20 protein-coding genes are annotated in these 20,589 nt (G+C 68.7%); 12 read left to right on the top strand and 8 right to left on the bottom strand.

Annotation, left to right across the window (positions count from 1 at the left end; translation table 11 throughout):
- Positions 1 to 40: 40 nt before the first annotated feature.
- The gene (locus IW252_RS07820) at positions 41 to 1,609 is read left to right on the top strand and encodes an arylsulfotransferase family protein (protein ID WP_196836041.1); all 1,569 of its coding nucleotides are present in this window, start codon (positions 41 to 43) and stop codon (positions 1,607 to 1,609) included.
- A 23-nt stretch (positions 1,610 to 1,632) separates the two neighbouring features.
- On the opposite strand, the gene IW252_RS07825 is transcribed toward IW252_RS07820, so the two are convergent.
- A complete protein-coding gene (locus IW252_RS07825) occupies positions 1,633 to 2,226 on the bottom strand; it encodes a hypothetical protein (protein ID WP_196836042.1) in 594 nt (197 codons plus the stop codon).
- Positions 2,227 to 2,315: 89 nt separating this feature from the next.
- Between IW252_RS07825 and IW252_RS07830 the strand changes: the two genes are divergently transcribed.
- The gene (locus IW252_RS07830; protein WP_196836043.1) at positions 2,316 to 2,648 is read left to right on the top strand and encodes an ArsR/SmtB family transcription factor; all 333 of its coding nucleotides are present in this window, start codon (positions 2,316 to 2,318) and stop codon (positions 2,646 to 2,648) included.
- Positions 2,645 to 3,331 carry a cation diffusion facilitator family transporter gene (locus tag IW252_RS07835; RefSeq protein WP_196836044.1) on the top strand — a complete coding sequence of 229 codons (687 nt, stop codon included), beginning with the start codon at positions 2,645 to 2,647 and terminating at the stop codon, positions 3,329 to 3,331. The genes IW252_RS07830 and IW252_RS07835 overlap by 4 nt, the downstream gene beginning before the upstream one ends.
- 6 nt (positions 3,332 to 3,337) lie before the next feature.
- Here the strand turns inward: IW252_RS07835 and yczE (IW252_RS07840) are convergent, their stop codons facing one another.
- Positions 3,338 to 4,030: a membrane protein YczE gene (gene yczE / locus IW252_RS07840; RefSeq protein WP_196836045.1), complete on the bottom strand. Its 693-nt coding sequence runs from the start codon at positions 4,028 to 4,030 to the stop codon at positions 3,338 to 3,340.
- 60 nt (positions 4,031 to 4,090) lie between these two features.
- Here yczE (IW252_RS07840) and yczR point away from each other — a divergent pair, with 60 nt between their 5' ends.
- Complete coding sequence (yczR, locus tag IW252_RS07845; protein ID WP_196836046.1) at positions 4,091 to 5,572, top strand: MocR-like transcription factor YczR; 1,482 nt, start codon at positions 4,091 to 4,093, stop codon at positions 5,570 to 5,572.
- Here the strand turns inward: yczR and yczE (IW252_RS07850) are convergent.
- Complete coding sequence (yczE, locus tag IW252_RS07850) at positions 5,553 to 6,209, bottom strand: membrane protein YczE (RefSeq protein ID WP_331271486.1); 657 nt, start codon at positions 6,207 to 6,209, stop codon at positions 5,553 to 5,555. The two genes, yczR and yczE (IW252_RS07850), sit on opposite strands and share 20 nt — an antisense overlap.
- 139 nt (positions 6,210 to 6,348) lie before the next feature.
- Entirely contained in the window at positions 6,349 to 6,828 is a 480-nt protein-coding gene (locus tag IW252_RS07855) for an inorganic diphosphatase (RefSeq protein ID WP_196836047.1), read from the bottom strand.
- Between the two features lie 147 nt (positions 6,829 to 6,975).
- Between IW252_RS07855 and dacB the strand changes: the two genes are divergently transcribed.
- From dacB to IW252_RS07885, 6 genes are all read left to right on the top strand, one after another.
- Complete coding sequence (dacB, locus tag IW252_RS07860; protein ID WP_196836048.1) at positions 6,976 to 8,331, top strand: D-alanyl-D-alanine carboxypeptidase/D-alanyl-D-alanine endopeptidase; 1,356 nt, start codon at positions 6,976 to 6,978, stop codon at positions 8,329 to 8,331.
- Positions 8,332 to 8,367: 36 nt separating this feature from the next.
- Positions 8,368 to 9,441 carry a zinc-dependent metalloprotease gene (locus IW252_RS07865; RefSeq protein WP_196836049.1) on the top strand — a complete coding sequence of 358 codons (1,074 nt, stop codon included), beginning with the start codon at positions 8,368 to 8,370 and terminating at the stop codon, positions 9,439 to 9,441.
- A complete protein-coding gene (gene tilS / locus IW252_RS07870; protein ID WP_196836050.1) occupies positions 9,442 to 10,536 on the top strand; it encodes a tRNA lysidine(34) synthetase TilS in 1,095 nt (364 codons plus the stop codon).
- A 98-nt stretch (positions 10,537 to 10,634) separates the two neighbouring features.
- Positions 10,635 to 11,186, top strand: a complete 552-nt coding sequence (gene hpt / locus IW252_RS07875; RefSeq protein ID WP_196836051.1) for a hypoxanthine phosphoribosyltransferase — start codon at positions 10,635 to 10,637, stop codon at positions 11,184 to 11,186.
- Positions 11,187 to 11,244: 58 nt separating this feature from the next.
- Complete coding sequence (locus IW252_RS07880) at positions 11,245 to 11,742, top strand: DUF2975 domain-containing protein (protein WP_196836052.1); 498 nt, start codon at positions 11,245 to 11,247, stop codon at positions 11,740 to 11,742.
- Positions 11,742 to 11,963 (top strand): helix-turn-helix domain-containing protein, encoded by a 222-nt coding sequence (locus IW252_RS07885; RefSeq protein WP_196836053.1) that lies wholly within the window; start codon positions 11,742 to 11,744, stop codon positions 11,961 to 11,963. Before IW252_RS07880 ends, IW252_RS07885 begins: the two co-directional genes overlap by 1 nt.
- A gap of 57 nt (positions 11,964 to 12,020) precedes the next feature.
- Here IW252_RS07885 and IW252_RS07890 read toward each other — a convergent pair whose 3' ends face one another.
- Positions 12,021 to 13,061: an NAD(P)-dependent alcohol dehydrogenase gene (locus IW252_RS07890; RefSeq protein WP_196836054.1), complete on the bottom strand. Its 1,041-nt coding sequence runs from the start codon at positions 13,059 to 13,061 to the stop codon at positions 12,021 to 12,023.
- A 210-nt stretch (positions 13,062 to 13,271) separates the two neighbouring features.
- On the opposite strand from IW252_RS07890, the gene IW252_RS07895 reads away from it, so the two are divergent.
- Together IW252_RS07895 and IW252_RS07900 are read left to right on the top strand one after the other, a co-directional pair.
- Positions 13,272 to 14,639, top strand: coding sequence for a pectate lyase family protein (locus IW252_RS07895; RefSeq protein WP_196836055.1), 1,368 nt, complete (start codon positions 13,272 to 13,274; stop codon positions 14,637 to 14,639).
- Complete coding sequence (locus IW252_RS07900; RefSeq protein ID WP_196836056.1) at positions 14,639 to 16,546, top strand: pectinesterase family protein; 1,908 nt, start codon at positions 14,639 to 14,641, stop codon at positions 16,544 to 16,546. The genes IW252_RS07895 and IW252_RS07900 overlap by 1 nt, the downstream gene beginning before the upstream one ends.
- 239 nt (positions 16,547 to 16,785) lie before the next feature.
- On the opposite strand, the gene IW252_RS07905 is transcribed toward IW252_RS07900, so the two are convergent.
- From IW252_RS07905 to IW252_RS07915, 3 genes are read right to left on the bottom strand one after another with little or no spacing between them, the layout of a single operon-like run.
- The gene (locus IW252_RS07905; protein WP_196836057.1) at positions 16,786 to 18,468 is read right to left on the bottom strand and encodes a thiamine pyrophosphate-binding protein; all 1,683 of its coding nucleotides are present in this window, start codon (positions 18,466 to 18,468) and stop codon (positions 16,786 to 16,788) included.
- A complete protein-coding gene (locus tag IW252_RS07910) occupies positions 18,465 to 19,451 on the bottom strand; it encodes an NAD(P)-dependent oxidoreductase (RefSeq protein ID WP_196836058.1) in 987 nt (328 codons plus the stop codon). Before IW252_RS07910 ends, IW252_RS07905 begins: the two co-directional genes overlap by 4 nt.
- Positions 19,448 to 20,548 (bottom strand): isocitrate/isopropylmalate dehydrogenase family protein, encoded by a 1,101-nt coding sequence (locus IW252_RS07915; RefSeq protein WP_196836059.1) that lies wholly within the window; start codon positions 20,546 to 20,548, stop codon positions 19,448 to 19,450. The genes IW252_RS07910 and IW252_RS07915 overlap by 4 nt, the downstream gene beginning before the upstream one ends.
- Positions 20,549 to 20,589 lie beyond the last annotated feature (41 nt).

Consider the following 20,589-nt stretch of genomic DNA (forward strand, 5'->3'; position numbering starts at 1 on the left):
GGTTGAAATTATGTCGAACCCGTCTAAAAATCGATCGTCCGTGGCGTCTCGAGCCCTCGCCGGCTCCGCGATCGCCGTGCTCATGGGGGCCGTGGCCGGATGCGGAGCCACGGAAACGCCAGAGGAGGACAAGCAAGCTGTCCCGCACCACAGCTACGTCTCGCGGCCGGACCTCGCGCCGCCTGTGGTCGACGTGCGGGAGGATTCGGACGAGGCCTCGGACGGGTACACCTTCCTGACCCCGAATTTCGACACGGAACAGCCCAGCGATGGCGCCCTGATCCTGGACGCGGCGGGCGAGCCGGTGTGGATGGAGACCGCCGAGGACGATGACCTCGACGACGATATTTTTGACCTGCGCGTGCAGGAGTATCAGGGCGAACCGGTGCTGACCTACTTCCTCGGCAGCAGCCGCGAGGGGCGCGGCAACGGCGAGATCGTCATGCTGGACGAGTCCTACGAAGAGGTGGCCCGCGTGACCACCACGGCAGACGTCGGGGCCGGGAACGCCGACTTCCACGACACGGTGATTACCGAGGAGGGGACCATGCTGCTGGGCGCCTACGTGCCCAAGCAGCATGACCTGAGCGAGGTGGGCGGCCCCACCGACGGCTGGGTGGAAGACGCGGTCATTCAGGAGATCGACATTGAGACCGGCGAGGTCCTCTTCGAGTGGAGCGCCATCGAACACATCCCGCTGAGCGAGACGATGTTCGACTACGGGGACGAGGCGAAGAGCGCCGAGGAGGATGCCGAGGAGAACGAGGACGCCCCCGCGTTCCCGTCCGAGGAGTACCCGTACGACTACTTCCACATCAACTCCATCACGGAGGACGACGACGGCAACCTGCTGGTCTCCGCCCGCCACACCCACACCGTGTACAAGCTGAACCGGGACACCGGCGAGGTGGAATGGAAGCTCGGCGGAGCGGACAGCGACTTCGAGATGGGCGAGGGCGCCACGTTCTCGTGGCAGCATGACGCCAAGCGCTCCCCGGACGGGACGATCACCCTGCTCGACAACCACTCCCACGATCCGGGGGCCAAGGAATCCTCCCGTGGGCTGCGGCTGGAGGTGGATGAAGAGGCGATGACCGCTTCAGTTCACACTGAATACTTGCCGCCGGAGGAGCGCGTGGGCTTCGCCATGGCCAACCTGCAGGAGCTTGAGGACGGCACCGTCCACATCGGCTGGGGCATGGCTCCCCTGTTCTCCGAATACACCAACGAGGGTGAGCTGTTGCGGGACGTCTGCCACGGCTCGGACTGCTACGGCGAGGACTATAAGGGCAACGGAACCAGCTACCGCTCCTACACCTTCGAGTGGGAGGGCCGCCCGGCGACCTCGCCGGACGTCGTCGTGCAGGACGACGACGGGGCGCGCACGGCGTACGTCTCCTGGAACGGTGCCACCGAGGTGGCGCAGTGGCGGCTCGTCACCGGCGAGGACGAGGCCAGTGCCACTGCGGGCGAGGTCGTGGACCGCGAGTCCTTCGAGACCAGCCTGACGGTCCCGGACGAGGCCCAGTACGTGGCGGTCGAGGCGCTCGATGAGAACGGCGAGGTCCTCGGGACCGGCGTGGCCGAGGAAGCGGCGGCTCAGCAGTAGCCGCCGCGTGGCCGCGGGTCCGGCTAGCCCGCGGCGAGGGTCAGCAGGCGCGCCGCGGCCGGGAGCGCGGCCGCCTGGTCCTCAATGCGGGAGCGCGCAATGGCCTTGGATACGGCCTGGGCCGTGATCCCCAGCGCGGCGGCGATGTCCTTTTGTTGCCCGCGCACCCCGTGGGTGAAGAGGTCGACGACGGCCCATTCGGCCTCCGTCCGGTGGGCCACGAGGTGGCCGATCAGGCGGAGGACCGCTTGGGCTTCCTCGGCCTGATCGGCGGCGTTTCCGGCGACGGCGAGCGGCACCCGGTCCCCGGCCTTCTGTGCGGCGGTGACCGCGCGGCGGGCGTGAACGATGGCCGGGCCGCGCACGTCGTCGAGCTCGTCGGGCAGGGGCTCGTGCAGGCTGCCCGCGCCGATGCCGATGTTCCAGCGCTGCTGCCGGAGCGCCAGGAGTGCGGCGGTGATGGCGTGGGCCGGGTCGGAGACGATGCCGATGGCCTCATCCCCGACCGAGCGGTGGAACGCCAGCGCCGTCGGCACGTCGCGCAGGGCGCGGATCAGCTCGTCCACCCGGTCGCCCGCAGTCCTAGTGTCCCGCTGGTTGATCGTCACAACGTACATGCGCCTCAGTATGCCACCGGGGTGTCGCCGGATTCGGGGACCGGTGGGGAGCGATTTCAACAGTACATAGTTTTGTGTACTGTTGTCGGGTGGAGACCTTGACCGAAACGCATGCCCGCGCCGTGGCTCGCCTCGGCTACGCCCTGTCTGACCCGGGCCGGGCGCGCATTCTGGTGCGGCTGCGCGCTGGCGCGGCCACGCCGTCGGACCTGGTGGCGCTGCTCGGGGCCAGCAAGCAGGCCGTGTCCAACCACCTCGCGTGCCTGCGCGGGTGCGGGCTCGTCGAGGCCGAGCGGCAGGGGCGCAGCCAGCTATACCGGCTGACGTGGGACGGCCTCGCCCAGGCGATCGACGCACTGGCCGCGCTCACCCTGCAGGTTGACCCCCAGTGCTGCGGCCCCGACGGGTGCCGATGCCCATGAGACGGACACCCACGGCTGCTGCGCTGAGTCCCGAACGACGCCGCACGCTGATCCGGCGCATCCGCTGGATCGTCGCCGGAACCATCACCTACAACGTCATCGAGGCGATCGTCGCGCTCAGTGCCGGTGCCGCCGCGTCCTCCAGCGCGCTGCTGGGCTTCGGGCTCGATTCCATCGTGGAGGTGCTTTCCGCGGCCGCCGTCGCGTGGCAGTTCGCGGCCGCGGATCCCCAGCGACGGCAAAAGCCAGCCCTGCGGCTCATTGCGATCTCCTTCTTCGGCCTCGCCGGCGTCGTCGTTCTGGATGCGGTCCGCGCGTTCGCCGGTGGGGGCGAGGCCCAGCCGTCTGGCATCGGCATCGCCTTGGCCGCGGCGAGCCTCGCCGTGATGCCGCTACTGTCCTGGTTCGAGCGGCGGACGGGGCGCGAGCTCGGGTCCGCCTCCGCCGTCGCGGACTCCAAGCAGACGCTGATCTGTTCCTATCTCTCCGCCGCGCTGCTGATCGGCCTCCTGCTCAACGCGGTGCTCGGCTGGGCGTGGGCCGATCCCGTCGCGGCGCTGGCGATCGCCGGGTTTGCGGTGCGGGAAGGGCTGGAAGCCTGGCGCGGCGAGGCCTGCGCCCAGCCGGTCAGCCAGCTCGTCTCCACGGAGGAGCCGGCGGGCGGCTGCGGCTGCGGGCACTAGGCGTGCCTACCGCGCGGGCTCGACGGCGGGCAGTGGGCCCGTCTCCGGGCGCGCCGGGCTCAGGTCCACCACCGTCCAGCGTAGGAAGAATTGGGTCAGCGGGCCGATGAGGAGCGCATAGGCCACGGTGCCGACGCCGAAGATCCCGCCGAGCGTCCAGCCGATCGCCAGCACGCTGACCTCCACCACCGTGCGCACCAGCCGCATGCTGAGGCCCGTGCGCAGGTGCACGCCGGTCATGAGGCCATCGCGCGGTCCGGGGCCAAATTGGGCGCCGATGTAGAGGGCGCCGCCGAGCCCGTTGATCACGAGCGCCGCCGCGATCGCGGTCACCTGCCATGCGAGTGACTCGATCGGTGGAAGGAGCCACAGCGTGGCGTCCGCGGCGACCCCGATCCAGACGGCGTTGACGATGGTCCCCAGCCCGGGCCATTGCTTCAGGGGGATCCAGAGCAGCAGGACCAGGAGGCCGACCAGGATGATGATGGTGCCGATGCTCAGGGGCAGGCGCGTGCTGAGGCCGTAGTGCAGCACGTCCCACGGTGCCTGCCCCAGGCCGGCGCGGACGAAGACGGCCATGGCGACGCCGAACAGCGTGAGCCCCACCATCAGGTTGGTCAGCCGCAGGGCGAGTCGCCCGGCGCGGAGCTGCTGGAGGGGAGTGAGTGGGAGGAGCTGGGGGTGCGATGTCTGGGCCATGCCTCCACTCTGCGGCTTATTGGCCCTTGAAAAAATAGCCAATTCGAGCAGAATGGCTCTATGAGCACCGTCACGCCCAGCCGCCGGCTGGGCAGCCATCGCCTAGCGGCCATGCTGGGTTCTCCGGATGCCTCGCGGCCCGCGTATGCCTGGCTCGCCGACTCGATCCGCCAGCTCATCGCCAACGGCCGGCTGCTCCACGGCACGGCCTTGCCCAGCGAACGCCAGCTGGTCACCGCCCTCGGGCTCAGCCGTACCACCGTCTCCCGCGCCTACGCCGAGCTGCGCGACCGCGGCTACGCCAGCGCCCACGTCGGCGCCGGCACCATCGCTCAGGTTCCGGGCGGCCCCGTCGCCGGGGGCGGGGAGCCGCTGCCGTTGGGCGGATTCGGGCCGCACGGCGGCAGTCGGGGCGGGTCCGACGACGAGGGCACGCCGACCGCCGTCGACCTCACGTGCGCCGCGCCGTCGGCCCCCGTGGGGCTGGCCGAGGTCTACCAGGAGGCGCTCGATGAGCTTCCGGCCTACATCGGCGGGATGGGCTATTTTCCCCTCGGAGTGCCCGCCCTGCGGGAGGCCATTGCCGCCGATTACGCGGCGCGCGGCGTGCCCACCGATCCCGAGCAGATCGTGGTCACCGCCGGTGCGCTCGCCGGCGTGGCCGCGGCCGCCCGGCTCCTGCTGCGCCCCGGCGGCGTCGCGCTCGCCGAAAGCCCCACCTACCCCAACAGCGTCACCTCCTTGCGTCACCACGGGGTCCGGGTTGCCGCGGTCCCCATCACGGCGGAGGGGACCGACGTCGAGGCGGTCACCGGTGCCCTGCGCTCCAGCGGCGCCCGGGCCATGCTCTGCCTGCCGGACTTTCACAACCCCGTGGGGACGCTGGCGTCGAACGAGACCCGCGAGCGCTGGGTCGCCGCCTTGCGGGCCGCCGGAGCCACCGGAATCGTGGACGAGACCTGCGCCAAGCTGTGGCTGGACGAGGAGCCGGACGTGCTCCCGCTGGCCGCGTTCTCCCGTGACGTGGTGACCGTCGGCAGTGCGAGCAAGTCCCACTGGGGTGGTTTGCGGCTGGGGTGGATTCGGGCCCCGCACGCGCTGATCGGCGCGTTGGCGCGGGTGCGCATGAACCTCGACCTCGGGGCGCCCGTGCTGGACCAGCTGGTGCTCGCCCGGCTCATGCAGCGCTCCTCGTCGCTGGCACCGCACACGCGCCGGCAACTGCGCTCCACGCGGGATTTCGTTATCGAGCAGGCCGCAGACTTGCTGGCGGACTGGCGCGTCCGGCGTCCGGCCGGCGGGCTCTCGCTCTGGTTCGAACTGCCGGAGCCGGCCTCCACGCGACTCACGGCGGCGGCCGCGCGGCGCGGCGTCCTCCTAGCTCCAGGGTCCACGTTCGCGGTGGCCGATCACGGGCTCGAGCATTGGATGCGGATCCCGTTTGCCCAGTCGCAGCAGGAGCTGGAATGGGCGCTGCCACGGCTGGCCGAGGCGTGGGACGAGGTGCGCGGCCGTGCGCCGCTTACCGGCGTCCGCGGCTGATATCCACCACGCACCAGCGGAAGAAGAACTGCGTCAGGGGGCCGATCGACAGCGCGAACACCGCGGTGCCGACGCCCACCACGCCCCCGAGCAGCCAGCCGACGCCCAGGGCGGACAGCTCCATCAGGGTGCGGATCAGACGCACGCTGAGGCCTGTCTTGAAATGCAGACCGGTCATCAGGCCGTCGCGTGGGCCGCCGCCGTATTGGGCGCCGATGTACAGGGCGGTGCCGAGGGCCATGAGCACGGTGGCCACCGCCATGAGCGCGATCTTCACCGCCAGCGGGTCCGGGGTGGGCAGCCACCGGATGACGAGGTCTGCGACCGGCCCGACGGCGAACGTGTTGACCACGGTGCCGAGCCCGGGCCACTGCTTCATGGGAATCCACAGCAGCAGGATGACCAGGCCCACCAGCACAATGACCGTGCCAAAGCTGAGGCCGAGCCGGTTACTGAGGCCCTGATGCAGGACGTCCCAGGGGGAGACACCGAGCCCGGCTTGAACGAAGAGGCCCACTCCGGACCCCAGCAGCGCAATCCCACCCACCAAGTGCAGTAGCCGGCGGGCCGTCCGGGGCGCGCGGAGCTGCTGTAGCGGGGTCATCGGGATCAGGCGTGGGCGCGAGGAATCGGACACCCGCACTATTAAACGCTCCCCGCGGCCCAGAGACCATTTCGCTGCGTCACACCGTCGCCCCGCGAGAGTGGGCTGGTCTGTACACGCCGCGGGGCGGCGACCCGAAGGTCACCGCCCCGCGCAAGAAGGTCGTGAGCGACTAGCCCTTAAAGCGCTCGATCGAGGCGGCCAGCTCCGCCTCGGCAGCCTCGCGGCCCTGCCATCCCTCGGCCTTGACCCACTTGCCGGGCTCCAGGTCCTTGTAGCGGGTGAAGAAGTGCTCAATCTCCTTCAGCAGCCACTCGTCCACGTCCTCGAGCTCCTTGATGTGGTCGAAGCGCTTGTCGTCCGCCACGCACAGCAGCTTCGCGTCGCCGCCGCCGTCGTCCGTCATGTTGAACACGCCGATCGGGCGGGCCTCGACGACGACGCCCGGGATCAGGTCCACGCCCGGGATCCACACCATCGCGTCCAGCGGATCGCCGTCCTCACCCAGGGTGTTGTCGAAGTAGCCGTAGTGGGTGGGGTACTGCATCGGGGTGAACAGCACGCGGTCCAGGCGCAGGCGGTGGGTCTCGTGGTCGATCTCGTACTTGACGCGGGATCCGGTGGGGATCTCGATCGTGACGTCGTGGCTCAAGATGTCTCCTCAGATGAGCTGGTGCCCCGCCGGCCTGCGGGCGGGCCGATGCGTCGGGGGCTAAGGTTTACAGTGCTGCAGCCAGCGTATACGGCGAGGGCGCACGCAACACAGATTTTGCTGGTCCAGTTGCCATCGGGGGTGCCTATGCGACGCGGTTTTGAGGCCGTCACCGCGGTCCTGCTCACCGTCATGATGGCCGCCCTCGTGATCGTCGCCGCGCTGCCGCTGACGCCCGCCCTGTTGACCCGCACGGTCCCGCTGCAGCCCCAAACGGAACTGCCGTCGGTCGCCTCGCCGCCAGCGGAGCAGAGCTCCGCGGGCTCGACGCCGGAGGGGCCGGCTCGTGAGGCGGTCGCCGCGGCGCTCGGGGAGCGTTTCGCGCAGCCTGCCGCTGCGGCGGGGCAGCTCGCCGGAACCGTCGTCGACGTCGCCTCGGGGCAGACGTTGTTTGCCGCCGACGCGGACGAGCCGGGCGTGCCCGCCTCCTCGTTGAAGACCCTGACCGCGGCGGCGTCGCTGTCCGTCCTCGGCGAGGACGCGCGCCGGAGCACCAGCGTGCACTGGGAGGGCCAGGACGTGGTGCTGGTGGGTGACGGTGACGTGCTGCTGACCCAGGCCAAGCTCGAGGAACTCGCCGCCGAGGCGGCCGAGCGGATCACCGCCCAGTCCGGCGCGGGGGAGCTCAACGTGGTGCTGGATGACACGCTCTTCGCCGGCAGCACGTTGAGTCCGCACTGGGATGAATCGCTCATGGCCGGGCAGCATATTGCCCCCGTCATGCCCCTGGCCCTCTACGCCGGGCACACCTCCGCGGACGCTGCCACCCGGGCCGCGGATCCCGGGATGAGCGCCGCCCTCGCGTTCCACCGGGCCCTGGGCGCGCAACTGGAGGGGACCGGCGCGTCCCTCAGTGCCGACGTGGTGCGCGGCACGGCCCCCGAGGGCGCGGCGGAAATCGCCGCGGTGGACTCGGCGACCACGGGTGAGATGGTGCGGGTCATGACGGAGGATTCGGAAAATTACGTCGCGGAGGCGCTGGGCCGGCTGGTCGCGCTGGAATCCGGGCATGCGGCCAGCTTCGGTGGGGTCTCCCAGGCGCTGACGGCCACCGCGGAGCGCATGGGCGTGGACACCGCGGGGATGCGCATCGTGGACGCGTCCGGGCTGGCCGCGGCGAATCATGTCACGCCCGCGCAGTTGGCCGGCGTGATGACCGCCTCGGCCGTCTCCGCGAGCGGCGGGCTGCGCGAGCTGCCGTACGTGCTGCCCGTCGCCGGGGCCACCGGCACGCTGTCCGCGCGCCTCGATGGCGACGCGACCCGCGGCAAGGTGCGGGCCAAGACGGGCACGCTGACCGGTGTCGTCACCCTCACCGGGTACGTGACGACTCAGGACGGGGCGCTGCTGGCCTTTTCCTTCTTCGCCCGGGACGTCCCGGGGGCGCTGGGGCCGGCACGGGATGCGCTCGACGACGCGGCGACGGCGCTCGCAGGGCTGTAAGCCCCGCGAGGCAACCGTTCGTGATTCGATAGGCGCATGGACACTTCGCAGGCACCCGCCCCGCAAGCCAAGCTCATCGACTTTGGGCTCGCCGCCAAGACCGGCGCGGCGCTCAGCACGCCCGGCCCCAAGCTCACCCCCGCCGAAGCGGCCGCGGTCGTCGCGGACTTGCGCGCGCACGCGGACGCCGCCGTCGCGCACGTCCACCAGATTTCTCAGCTCGACGCCGCCGCCGACCTGCGCGATTCCGAGGTGCTCGTGGTGGACCGGGCCAGCTGGGCCCGGGCCAACGTGCTCAGTTTCCAAGCCATGATCGACGCCCCCTTACGTGCCGCGGCCGCCAAGCACGGCGACAAGCTCACCGGGGTGACCACGGAGGTGGGCTCGCGCGTCACGGCCACGGAAATGGGCGCCATCCTGTCCTTCCTCTCCTCCAAGGTGCTCGGTCAGTATGACCCGTTCGCGCCGCTGGTCCGCCCGGAGCTTCCGGAGGCCGGTCGCCTGCTGCTCGTGGCCCCGAACATCGTGGAGGTGGAGCGGGAACTGGGCGTGGAACCGGCGGACTTCCGCCTGTGGGTGTGCCTGCACGAGCAGACCCACCGGGTGCAGTTCGCCGCCGCCCCGTGGCTGCGGGATCACCTGTTGGAGCAGATCGATCAGCTGGTCACCGGCATGCTGGACACGGCGGAATCTTTCAGCGACCGGCTGCAGCAGGTCTTGAGCGAAAAGCAGTCGCTCGCCAGCATTCTGCGCTCGCCGGCGGACCAAGAGCGCATGAGCCACCTGACGGCCGTGATGAGCCTGTTGGAGGGCCACGCCAACGTGGTCATGGACGGGGTGGATTCCTCGATCGTCCCCACCGTGAAGACCATCCGCCGTCGCTTCGCCGCCCGTGGCAAGGACCGCGGTCCGCTGGAGAAGTGGCTGCGCAAGGTGCTGGGGCTGGACGCCAAGATGCGCCAGTACGCGGACGGCCAGCGCTTCGTCAACGCCGTGGTGAAGCAGGCGGGACTGGAGGCGTTCAACCGCGTGTGGGAGCGCGCCGAGCACCTCCCCACTGAGCACGAGCTGCACCATCCCGACGCGTGGGTGCAGCGCATGAGCGCCTAGATGGGCGGGCATCTGCCGCCCTGCGTCGCGTCCGCCCGCCGCGGAGTCCTCGCCGCGCTCGCCGGCTGGAGCGCGGACGGGTGCCCGGGCAGTGGTGTAGAGGACGACGACGCCAGCGCTGGCGCGGCACCGCACGTTCTCCTCGCCGTGAGCGGGGGAGCGGATTCGCTGGCGCTCGCGGCGGCGGCCGCGTTCTTAGCGTCCACGGCGCAGGTGGAAGCCTGCGCCCTCATCGTCGATCACGGCCTGCAAGCTGGTAGCGCCGAAGCCGCTGCGACCGCCGCCGAGCAGGTCCGCGGGCTCGGGCTGAGCGCCCGTGTGGTGGAGGCGCAGATCGCCGATCCCGGCACCGAGGAGCAGGCCCGCGAGGCCCGCTACGCGGCGCTGGAGGCGGCGGCCCGGCGCTGGGAAGAGGAGTCGTCCCGACCCGTGGCGATCCTCACCGGGCACACCCTCTCCGACCAGGCTGAGCAGGTCCTCTTGGGACTGGCGCGGGGGTCCGGAACTCGCGCGCTCGCCGGGATCCCTGCGGCGCGCGGGCGCATCCTGCGGCCGTTCCTCGGCGGGGCGCCGGGGACCGAGGACGGTGTGTGGCGCGCGGACACCGAAGCGATCTGCGCCCACGCGGGCCTGACCCCGTGGCAGGACCCGACCAACGCGGAGCGGGTCGCGGCCCGCAATCGCATCCGCCTCGACGTGCTGCCCTACCTCGAATCGACCCTCGGCCCCGGGGTCGACGCCGCGCTGGCGCGGACGGCCCGGCTGGCCGCCGCGGATGCCGACTATCTCGACGCGGAGGCGAGCCGCGCCTACGGCGAGCTCGTTCTGACCGGGACCGACGCCGTCGTCCTCCGCCTGGAGGGCGTGCGCGCGCTGGCCGCACCGCTGAGGCGGCGGGTGCTCCGGCAGGCCGCACTCGCCGCGGGCGGGCTCTCGCCCACCTACGAGCGGACGGTGGCGCTGGAAAGGCTCTGCGCGGCCGGGGGATCGGCCGGGCCGGTGCAGTTGGCGGGGCACGTGGAGGCCTTCCGGGTGCGCGATGGTGCGGCGTATGGGCACCGCGCCCCGGTGCTGGTGCTGCGGGCGGCGCGCTGATTCATTGCGCGGTAACCTTGGTGGTGTAGCCGCATCCGGCGCCCGTGGTGCCGAGAGAAGACTCGTCCAAGACCCCAGAGATTTCAGGAGCCCCTTTCGTGGATTCGAACGACGTGAGTGCCGACCTGGCACACGTGCTCTACACCAAGGATCAGATTCAGGACAAGATCGCCGAGATGGCCGCCGCGATCGACAAGGACTACGAGGGCCGGGACATTCTGGTGGTGGGCGTGCTCAAGGGCGCCGTGATGGTCATGGCGGACCTCTCCCGGGCGCTGCACTCGCACGTGACCATGGACTGGATGGCCGTTTCCTCCTACGGCTCCGGAACCACCAGCTCCGGGGTGGTCCGCATCCTCAAGGACCTGGATACGGATCTCATGGGCAAGCACGTCCTCATCGTCGAGGACATCATCGATTCCGGCCTGACCCTGTCCTGGCTGAAGTCCAACCTCGAGTCCCGCGGCCCGGCCTCGGTGGAGATCTGCACGCTGCTGCGCAAGCCGGAGGCGGCCAAGGTGGAGATTGATGTGAAGTATGTGGGCTTCGATTGCCCCAACGAGTTCGTGGTGGGTTACGGCCTGGACTTCGCCGAGAAGTACCGCAACCTGGACTTCATCGGCACCTTGGCGCCGCACGTCTACAACTAGCGGGCGCGGGGGCGGCGCGGCGCGCAACACGCAGGGACCTATTGATTTTCGATAGGTTATGAGCGATCATCGATACATGATTCCTCGCTTGGTGACGCCGCTGCGCGTCCTGCTCGTCCTCCTCTTTGCCGGCATCCTCGCGGTCCAGGCGCTTATGGTGGCCACGGTGATCTACGAGGCCACGGAGGGCGGCGACGCGGCCCTGCCGATCCCCGCCCTCGTGCTGCTGGGTGGCGCGTGCCTGCAATTCATCATCTACTGCGTGTGGCGGCTGGTGGGCCTCGTCAAGGCCGGCAGCATCTTCTCCGCCACCGCCTTCCGCTGGGTGGCCGGCATCCTCTGGGCCTACGGCGCGGCGCTGGCCTTGTGGGTGCTCTTCACCGGCGTCGTCGGCTTCTTGGCTCGCTTCACGGACGCGGACATCCCGCCCGGGATCGTCCTGATCCTCATGGTGATCGCGCTCGCGGGCGTGGTTCTCTTCCTCCTCATTGCGGTGATGCGGGCCCTGCTACAGCAGGCCGTGGAGCTGCGCACCGAGATGGAAGGGGTCATCTAATGCCGATCGTTGTGCGGCTCGACGTCGAGCTGGCCCAGCGCAAGCTGGCCGTCGGGGACTTCGCCGAGCGCGTGGGCCTCAGCCCCGCCAACGTGGCCGTGCTCAAGAACGGCCGGGCCAAGGCCATTCGATTCAGCACCTTGGAGGCGATCTGCCGGGAGCTCGACTGCCAGCCCGGCGACCTGCTGGAGTGGGTGCCGGACGGGCAGGAGCCCGATTAACGACGACGGCGCCGCACCGGGCACTGGGCCGGTGCGGCGCCGTCGTCGGACCCTGCGCTACAGCGTGGCCGTGTCGATCACGAAGCGGTAGCGCACGTCGCTGCTCAACACGCGCTCGTAGGCCTCATTGATCTGCTCGGCGGAGATGAGCTCCGTCTCCGGGGAGATGTCGTGCTCGGCGCAGAAATCGAGCATTTCTTGTGTCTCGGCGATGGACCCAATGTTGGACCCGGCAAACGTGCGCCCGCCGATGATCAGGGAAAACACGGAGACCGGCAGGGGCTGCGGCGGGGCGCCGACGTTGATCAGGGAACCCTCGGGAGCCAGTGCGGCGAGGTAGGCATCCATGTCCAGGGGCGCGCTCACCGTGTTGATGATCAGGTCGAAGGATCCGCGGAGGGACTCGAGCGCGCCGTCCTCGCCGGTGGCCACATGGCGCGTGGCGCCAAAGGCCAGCGCGTCCTCCTGCTTGGACGCGGTGCGGGAAATGGTGGTGACCTCGGCGCCCATGGCGACCGCGATCTTCACGGCCATGTGGCCGAGTCCGCCCAGTCCGACCACGGCGACCTTGGTGCCGGGTCCGGCCTGCCAGCGACGCAAGGGGGAGTAGGTGGTGATGCCCGCGCACAGCAGCGGTGCGGCGGATTCGTAGGGCAGGGCCTCGGGGACCGTGAGGACGAAGTCCTCGTCGACGACCACGTGCGTGGAGTAGCCGCCCTGGGTGATGCTCCCGTCCCGGTCCACGGAGCCGTAGGTCTGCGTGTTGCCGTTCAGGCAGTAGTGCTCGTTTCCCGCCTGGCACTGCTCGCACTCGCGGCAAGAGTTGACCATGCAGCCGACGCCCACGCGGTCCCCGACGGCGTGGCGCGTGACCTCGGGGCCGACCTCGACGACTTCACCGACGATCTCATGCCCCACCACCTGCGGAAAGGTCAGTGGCCCCCACTCCTCGCGGAGGGTGTGGATGTCGCTGTGGCAGATGCCGGCGTAGCGGATGGCGATGTTCACGTCGCGCGGGCCCACCGCGCGCCGGGTGATGGACAAGGGGGTCAGTGGGTCGGTCGCCGAGGTGGCGCCAAAGGCTTTAACGGTAGTCATGATGGCTCCATCGTTCTCCCGCTGGCCCGCGCGGTCAAGTGCTGTCAGCACAATCCTTCCGGGACTCACGCTGTGCCAACCGGGCATGACCCCTCTCCATGGGAATGCGCTTGCTGATAGCTTCCGAAAGGTCGACCGGACGTGATGGGGGTCACAGCGTTGTGAGGCCGGGGCGGCACAGAACTGCATTCCACGGGAGGAAAAGTGAACATGCGCACCACCACGAGCCTTCGCGTTCGGGGCGCGGCAGCAGAGACGCTGTCCGCCGCCCTCATCGCCGGCACCGCTCTCGCCGCGAGCGCCGCACCGAGCGGCCAAGCGAACCCTCGCGCCCAAACCCAACAGACGGCGCTGGAGCGGCAGGTCTTGCCGGACGGCGACGGGTGGGGCTCGGCCGGCACCGGCACCACGGGCGGCGCGGAGGCCGCCAGCGAACACGTGTACGACGTCGAATCCCGCGCCGAACTCCTCGCGGCGTTCGAGGACGCCGGCGACGCCCCCAAGATCATCCGGGTCTACGGCGTCATCGACGGCAACGAGGGCCCGGACGGTGTTCCCCAGTCCTGTGACGCCTACGCGGCCGGCACCGGCTACGATTTCGAGGCCTACCTTGAGGAGTATGCGCCGGAGACCTGGGGGTGGGACGAGGAACCCTACGGCGCGCTAGAGGACGCCCGCGACGCGGCGGCCGGGAACCAGCAGGCCTGGATTCGCTGGGACATCCCCTCCAACACCACCCTCGTCGGTGCGGACTCCGAAGCGGGCATCACCGGTGCCGCCCTCCGGGTCAACCAGCAGGAAAACGTCATCATCCGGAACCTGACCATCAGCGATTCGCGCGACTGCTTCCCCGCGTGGGATCCCACGGACGGTGACTTGGGGAACTGGAACAGCGAGTACGACTTGCTGCAGATCATCAATGGTTCCGAGAACGTCTGGCTGGATCACAACACGTTCACGGACGCCCCGAACTTCGACGACGAACTGCCCGAATACTTCGGGCGGACCTACCAGACGCACGACGGCGCGGTGGATGTCACCAACGGCTCCACCTACGTGACGATGTCCTACAACCGGTTCGAGGATCACGACAAGCTGATGTTGATCGGCTCCACGGACTCGCCTGACCGCGGGGATCCCGGCAAGCTGAAGGTCACCATCCATCACAACGTCTTCAAGGACATCGGCCAGCGGGCCCCGCGGGTGCGCTACGGCCAGGTGGACGTCTACAACAACCACTTCATCGCCACCGACGGCGCGCACGTGCCGTACAGCTATCTGTTCGGCGTCGGCGCCGAGTCCCATCTGCATGCGTCCCACAACGCGATCACGGGTGACATCGCCGCCGAATCGGTGTTGAAGAACTGGCGCGGCGAGGTGGTCACGGCAACGCACAACACGCTTAATGGCCACCAGGTGGACCTGCTGGCCGCCCACAATGCGGCGGTCGACGCCGAGACCCAGCTCGCCGCGGACGCATCCTGGACGCCGCAGTTGCGCGGTAAAGTCCACGCGCCGCAGGCCATTCCGGCGTTGCTCTCTCGTGGCACCGGTCCCGTCCTCACGGCGGGGGAGTGATGAGGGAGATTTCGACGCTTTCCCGGCGCGCCGTCCTGCGCACACTGGGTCTCGCAGCCGGCGCCGCAGCGGGCTCGGCGGCGCTAGCGTCCGCGGGTGCCAGCGCACACGCCACGGGGGCGACGTCGTCGTTTTCCGTCACTCCAACCACCGCGGGTGGTGCAGCGCGCGGGCCGGTGGTGTTCGTCGTCGGTGACTCGACGGCGAGTGCCTACGAGCACGGGCTGCGCCCACGCACCGGCTGGGGCCAAGCGCTGGCCCTGCTCACCGGCACGAAGGCCTCGGTGTTCGATTACGCCTGGTCCGGTGCGTCTTCGAAGAGCTTCGCGGATGCGGGCAAGCTGGAGACGGTGCGGCAGATGATGCGCCCGGGCGACTACCTGCTCATTTCATTCGGGCACAACGATGAGAAGACCTCGGACCCCGACCGTGGCACGGACCCGGACACGACGTTTAAGGAGTATCTGAGCCGGTACCTCGAGGCGGCGCGCTCGGCCGGGGCGCACCCGGTGTTGGTCACGCCCGTGGAGCGTCGCCGGTTCGATGCGGCGGGGATCGCGCAGACCTCGCACGGCGAATATCCGCGGGCCATGCGTGAGCTGGCCGAGTCCACGGGGACGCCGTTGGTGGACCTGACCGAGCTGTCGCTGCAGCTGTGGCAACAGCTCGGTCCGGAGGGGACCCTGTCCCATTTCCTGCACCTCGAGCCGGGAGCGCACCCGCAGTACCCGGAGGGGCGGGAGGACAACACGCATTTCCACGCCGTGGGCGCGCTCGCCGTGGCTCGGTTGGTGGCGCGGGATCTTGTGGCTCAAGGCGTGACCCCCGGCAGCTGGTTCACGCGCCTCGAGCGGGAGATCGATCCGCTGACCGAGACGTATTGGCCGCCCGAGCGGCCTGTGGATGCGGCGCGGATCATCGACGTCGGGCCCGGCGGGGACTTTACGTCCGTGCAGGCGGCCGTCGACTCGGTGGCCTCGCGCAGCGGCCAGCGGACCGTCATTCGGATTGCTCCCGGAGAATACCGGGAGGTCGTGCGAGTGCCCTCTGACAAGGAACGCGTCACGTTCTTGGGGCTCGGCGAACGGCCGGAGGACACGGTGTTGGTCTATGACAACGCCTCCGGGACGCCGCACCCTGAGGGCGGGACGTACGGGACCACGGGCAGCACGTCCATTCGGGTTGACGCCGCGTACTTTCACGCGGAAAACCTCACCTTCGCGAATGATTTCGATGAGGCCGCGCACCCGGAGATCACCAGCCGGCAGGCGGTGGCGCTGCGGCTGGCCGGGGACTATTCGGTGCTGCGCAACGTCCGCTGCCTCGGCCATCAGGACACGCTCTACGTCAATTCCCCGTCCACGGGCGTGCAGGCGCGGTTCCTGTTCGAGTCCTGCTTCGTGGAGGGGGACGTGGACTTCATCTTCGGCCGCGGCACCGCCGTCTTCGACGCGTGCCGGATCGTGTCCTTGGACCGCGGTGAGGCCAACAATGGCTATGTCACGGCCAGTAGCGTGGATCAGTCCATCAAGCACGGTTATCTGTTCGACGGGTGCGAGTTCGCCTCGACGGCGGCGCGCCGGACCGTGCATCTGGGCAGGCCGTGGCACCCGGGCGGGGACCCCAACGCGATCGCCCAAGTCCTCGTGAGGGACTCGCGGCTGGGGGACCACATCATGGCCTCCCCGTGGACGGACATGAGCGGGTTCTCCTGGACGGAGGCCCGGTTCGCCGAGCATCACAACCGGGGTCCGGGTTCGTTCCACTCGGAAGACCGTCCGCAGATGTCGGTCGCGGAGGCGGCTGAGTTCACGCGGGAGGCTTACCTCGCGGGTGACGATGGCTGGGCGCCGCAGCTGGCCGGCACGTCAGCGGACAGCGTGGCCCTGCTCAGCTACGCCGAGTAGTTGGCTGAGGGGGCGCGGCGGCCGGCATCGGTTGCCGCGCCCCGCCGCGGCGGCGCCCCGCTCGTCCGCCGCTGGCTGCCTCGTCCCCGTGCAACCCTCACGGGGCCACATTCAGTTGGCCCCGTTCTCGGCGGCCGGGGGCCCGGAATCCGTGGCCTCACGGTGCTGAAACAGACGCAGAACGGGGCGGAATGACGCTGCTCCGGCGTCCTACTCCACACCCGCCCACTGCGGCCTGTTTAGCGCATGGTTTTGTCAATGATCTCGGTAAGGAACGGTGCAACGACGGTGCGGCTGATGCGCAGATCAACGACGAGCGTTCCACGCGCACCCTCGCTCACCCAAGTCCGCACGGTCTCCAGGTCGTCCATGGTTTTCACCACCGCGGCCTCGGCGCCGTGCCCACGGGCTATTCCGGCAAAGTCGACCTCATCGATTTCCATGACCGCCTCGTCGAATCCGCGGGAGCCGTACTGGTGAATTTCCGCGCCATAGCAAGCGTCATTGAACACTAGGACCACGGCGCTCGCGGCCTGACGAATGACCGTGTCTAGGTCGGAAATTCCCATCAGTCCCCCGCCGTCCCCCGTCACTAAGACGGTTGTCACGTCCGGGCGGGCCCGTAGTGCGCCCGGCGCTGCCGGAAAACCCAGTCCGATGGCCTGAAAGTGCGTGCCGACGAGGAGAAGCGAATCGGGCTCGGGAACATCGAAGTAGCCGTTGGCCCACCCAATAAAGTGCCCACCGTCGGAGACGATTTGCCGCCTCTGCGGCAGGATGGTGTTGAGGGCCACCATGGCGCTGCGCGGATCGAGGCGGCCATCTGCAGCGATACCGCTGCCGGGATCGCGGTCGAGACTGAGTTGGGACTGCTGCGCGGCGGGCGCTTCCCCTGCCCAGCGCTTTGTTGGCACCGGGTGGTCGGCGAGGGCGGTCAGCACGTCCCGCGTCACAGCGCGGCTATCACCGCTGAGGTGGAGGTCCACCCGCGGCGCCGTCGGCAGGTCCTCTATGTCGATTTGGACGACGACGGCGTCTGAGGCGAACTGGTCACCGAAGGACGTGGTGAATTGGTTCAGTGCAGCGCCAGCCGCAAGGACTACGTCAGCGCGGTGGATCAGTGCGGATGACGCTTCGGAAGCAAAACCGCCGCACACACCGAGGTCCCATTCTCGCCCAGCGAAGGTCCCGCGAGCGGGGGCTGTGCTAGCAGTCAGCGCGCCAAGGCGGTCGGCCAAGTCGCCCAGTTCGGCGGCGGCATGTCGCGCCCCACGGCCGGCCAAGATCAGGGGGCGTTTGGCCTGCGCGAGGATCTGTACGGCGCGGCTCAGCTCGGGTAGGTTGCGGGCCTCTGTGGAGTGCTCGGGCCTAACACGCTGCGTTGCGTCGGCGAATTTCTGGTCAGGGGCCGCGTCCTGCGCGGGCGCACCGGCGACGTCGTGGGGGATGAAGAGCGCTACCGGACGGCGCTGTGATGTCGCGAGCGCGAAGGCCCGCAGAGTGTCGGCGCGCGGCGTCGCGGCGTTCACCGTGAGAGTGAGGGCGCCGGTGGCCTCGGCTAGGGCCTTCTGGTCAAGATCCCACGGACGACGCCCGGAAGCTGGGGCGTCGCCCACCACAAAGACCAGTGGAATGCGTGCTAGCGCGGCTTCAGCGAGTGCCGTGAGTGTATTCGTAAACCCGGGCCCATACGTTGTTGTGGCCACCGCGATCCGCCGCGTGGCGCGGTGGTAGGCATCTGCTGACGCTACGGTAGCCTGCTCGTGCCGCACGGCGGTGACGCGGACGTCAGTTGCTCGGGCTAACGCATCCGTGAAATAGGCATTGCCGTTGCCCATGAGAGCAAAGACGTCGCTGGCCTGGGTTGCCACAACCTGGGCGACGGCCGCGGAGACGGTGCCCTCTGATGGTGCGGGGTTCATGAGGCCTCCTCCAACACCCGGGCGTTCGTGGTCACGACTCCGCGCGGGGTTTCGCCTTGAGCGACCGCCTGAATGTTCTCCCACACGGTGGCGATCCGACGCTGGACGTTTTCCCACCCGACTCCGGCCATGTGCGGAGTGCAGACGACTTGTTCGAGGTCGAGCAATGGGCTCTTCAGGTCCAACGGTTCGCGATCGTAGACATCTAAGCCGGCTCCGGCGATTCGGCCTTCCTGCAGGGCACGGATGAGAGCCGATTCGTCGATCACCTCGCCTCGCCCGACGTTGACGAGAACAGCGCTGGATTTCATGAGGCCAAGTTCGGTCTCGCCGATGAGCTGGCCGGACCGATCATTGAGTGGCAGGTTGACGCAGACGACGTCGGAGTTCTCCATGAGTTCATCCAGGGGAACCGCGCGGGCATCGAGCAGCTCGGAAACCGTCAGCGGAATCTCCGCGTCGTCGTAGAAGATCACGTTGGCCCCAAACCCGTGCCGCACGATTCGCCCGACCCAACGTCCAATGTTGCCGAGCCCGACGATGCCAACGGTCTTGCCGTAGAGCTCTGAGTAAGACGTCTCATCAAGGTCTTGGCGCCACTTGCCTTCGCGTAGCAACTGCGTCGAGGCAGGAATCCGGCGCAGGACGGTCAGCATCAGTGTCAGCGCGTGTTCGGCAACGGAAATCGAGTGAGTCTTCATCTGCGCCACCGGAACGCCGAGATCGTTGAGGGTCTCCAGGGGAAGCTGCCCGTATCCCGAGCTCATGTATTGGATGAACTGCACGTTGGGCGCGGCGCGGAACACCTCTTCCGGTACCTCGACGCCGGAGATGATGAAGTCTGCGTCGGCGGCCTCTTGGCACAAACGCGAAACGTCAGTCTCCGGGGGCATTACTGCGACGGCGAACCCTTCGGGAGTCGCCTCAACCAGCCGATCAATGTAGTCATTGAGCGGATTGACGAAGAGGACCTTGTACGTCATTTGAGACCTTCCGACGTGGCCGCGTCTGAGGCGGGCAGATTGCTGATGATGGCCTCGACCACTTCGCGCGTGGGGGCGGAACCACCCAGGTCGCGAGGGCGTGGACCGGACGCGAGCGTGGTTCGCACGGCGGTCTGGATGTGCTCGGCCACGATCGTGCAGCGCTGGTCATCCCGGCGCTCGCCGAGCCAGGTGAGCATCATGGCAGCGGAGAGAATCATGGCGATTGGGTTCGCGACGTCTTGTCCCGCAATGTCCGGCGCGCTCCCGTGCGACGGCTGAAACACCCCGTGGGTCAGGCTCACGTCCGCGGAGGGGGCAACGCCCAGTCCGCCCACGAGCCCCGCGGCGATCTCTGAGACGATGTCGCCAAAGATGTTTTCTGAGACGACGACGTCGAACCTGCTCGGGTCCATGACCATGTGCATGGAGCCGGCGTCAATGTAGTACTTAGCGCTGCCAATGTCCGTGTTTCGCGCCGCGACCTCGTCGAAGACCTTCTCCAGCAACACGTTGCTGCGCAGGGCATTGGACTTGTGCAGCAGGGTGACGTGCCCCGGTGTGCCACGTTCACGGCGGGCGCGCGCTTGGGCGAAGGCCACGTCGAAAAGCTTTTCGCTCGTGGCCCTCGTAATGGTCATGCGATCGCTGGCCGTTTCATCACTGGGTTCGTGCTTGTCGTTGAGGCCGGCAAACATCCCTTCGGTCGTTTCGCGGATCACCAGCATGTCAATGGAGTCCGCTTTGACCGGACTGGTGACGCCTTCGTAGAGGCGTACCGGGCGGAGACTCGCGAAAAGACCGTAGTGGGCGCGCATTTCTACCTGAGCCCCGAGCTCGAGGCCTTCGGGGGTACGGACATCCGGCAAGCCCATCGCGCCGAATAGGACGGCGTCGGACGTACCGATCTCATCCATGTCGGCCGGAGTGATCTTGCGCCCCGTCCGTCGGTAGAGGTCAGCGCTGAAGTCGTGAAAGGTGTAGTCGAGCTCGAGCCCGTAGTGGTTCTGGCATGCGTCCAGCACAGTTGTGGCCGCATTGATGACCTCGGGGCCGATCCCGTCTCCCGGAATCACCGAGATGTTGTAGCGGGTCATGGTTTTCCTGTCTCTCGTGTCGCCGGGGGACCGCATCGACA

This window comes from Zhihengliuella flava, from assembly GCF_015751895.1.
GTDB lineage: Bacteria > Actinomycetota > Actinomycetes > Actinomycetales > Micrococcaceae > Zhihengliuella > Zhihengliuella flava.

What these genes read in the sequence shown, in the direction of transcription:
- IW252_RS07835 (WP_196836044.1), top strand. Translation starts at nt 2,645, where the DNA reads ATGAGACGGACACCCACGGCTGCTGCGCTGAGTCCCGAACGACGCCGC.
- IW252_RS07910 (WP_196836058.1), bottom strand. Translation starts at nt 19,451, where the DNA reads ATGACGTACAAGGTCCTCTTCGTCAATCCGCTCAATGACTACATTGAT.
- IW252_RS07905 (WP_196836057.1), bottom strand. Translation starts at nt 18,468, where the DNA reads ATGAACCCCGCACCATCAGAGGGCACCGTCTCCGCGGCCGTCGCCCAG.
- dacB (WP_196836048.1), top strand. Translation starts at nt 6,976, where the DNA reads ATGCGACGCGGTTTTGAGGCCGTCACCGCGGTCCTGCTCACCGTCATG.
- IW252_RS07880 (WP_196836052.1), top strand. Translation starts at nt 11,245, where the DNA reads ATGAGCGATCATCGATACATGATTCCTCGCTTGGTGACGCCGCTGCGC.
- IW252_RS07890 (WP_196836054.1), bottom strand. Translation starts at nt 13,061, where the DNA reads ATGACTACCGTTAAAGCCTTTGGCGCCACCTCGGCGACCGACCCACTG.
- yczR (WP_196836046.1), top strand. Translation starts at nt 4,091, where the DNA reads ATGAGCACCGTCACGCCCAGCCGCCGGCTGGGCAGCCATCGCCTAGCG.
- IW252_RS07825 (WP_196836042.1), bottom strand. Translation starts at nt 2,226, where the DNA reads ATGTACGTTGTGACGATCAACCAGCGGGACACTAGGACTGCGGGCGAC.
- IW252_RS07895 (WP_196836055.1), top strand. Translation starts at nt 13,272, where the DNA reads ATGCGCACCACCACGAGCCTTCGCGTTCGGGGCGCGGCAGCAGAGACG.
- yczE (WP_196836045.1), bottom strand. Translation starts at nt 4,030, where the DNA reads ATGGCCCAGACATCGCACCCCCAGCTCCTCCCACTCACTCCCCTCCAG.
- IW252_RS07865 (WP_196836049.1), top strand. Translation starts at nt 8,368, where the DNA reads ATGGACACTTCGCAGGCACCCGCCCCGCAAGCCAAGCTCATCGACTTT.
- IW252_RS07915 (WP_196836059.1), bottom strand. Translation starts at nt 20,548, where the DNA reads ATGACCCGCTACAACATCTCGGTGATTCCGGGAGACGGGATCGGCCCC.
- tilS (WP_196836050.1), top strand. Translation starts at nt 9,442, where the DNA reads ATGGGCGGGCATCTGCCGCCCTGCGTCGCGTCCGCCCGCCGCGGAGTC.
- IW252_RS07900 (WP_196836056.1), top strand. Translation starts at nt 14,639, where the DNA reads ATGAGGGAGATTTCGACGCTTTCCCGGCGCGCCGTCCTGCGCACACTG.
- IW252_RS07885 (WP_196836053.1), top strand. Translation starts at nt 11,742, where the DNA reads ATGCCGATCGTTGTGCGGCTCGACGTCGAGCTGGCCCAGCGCAAGCTG.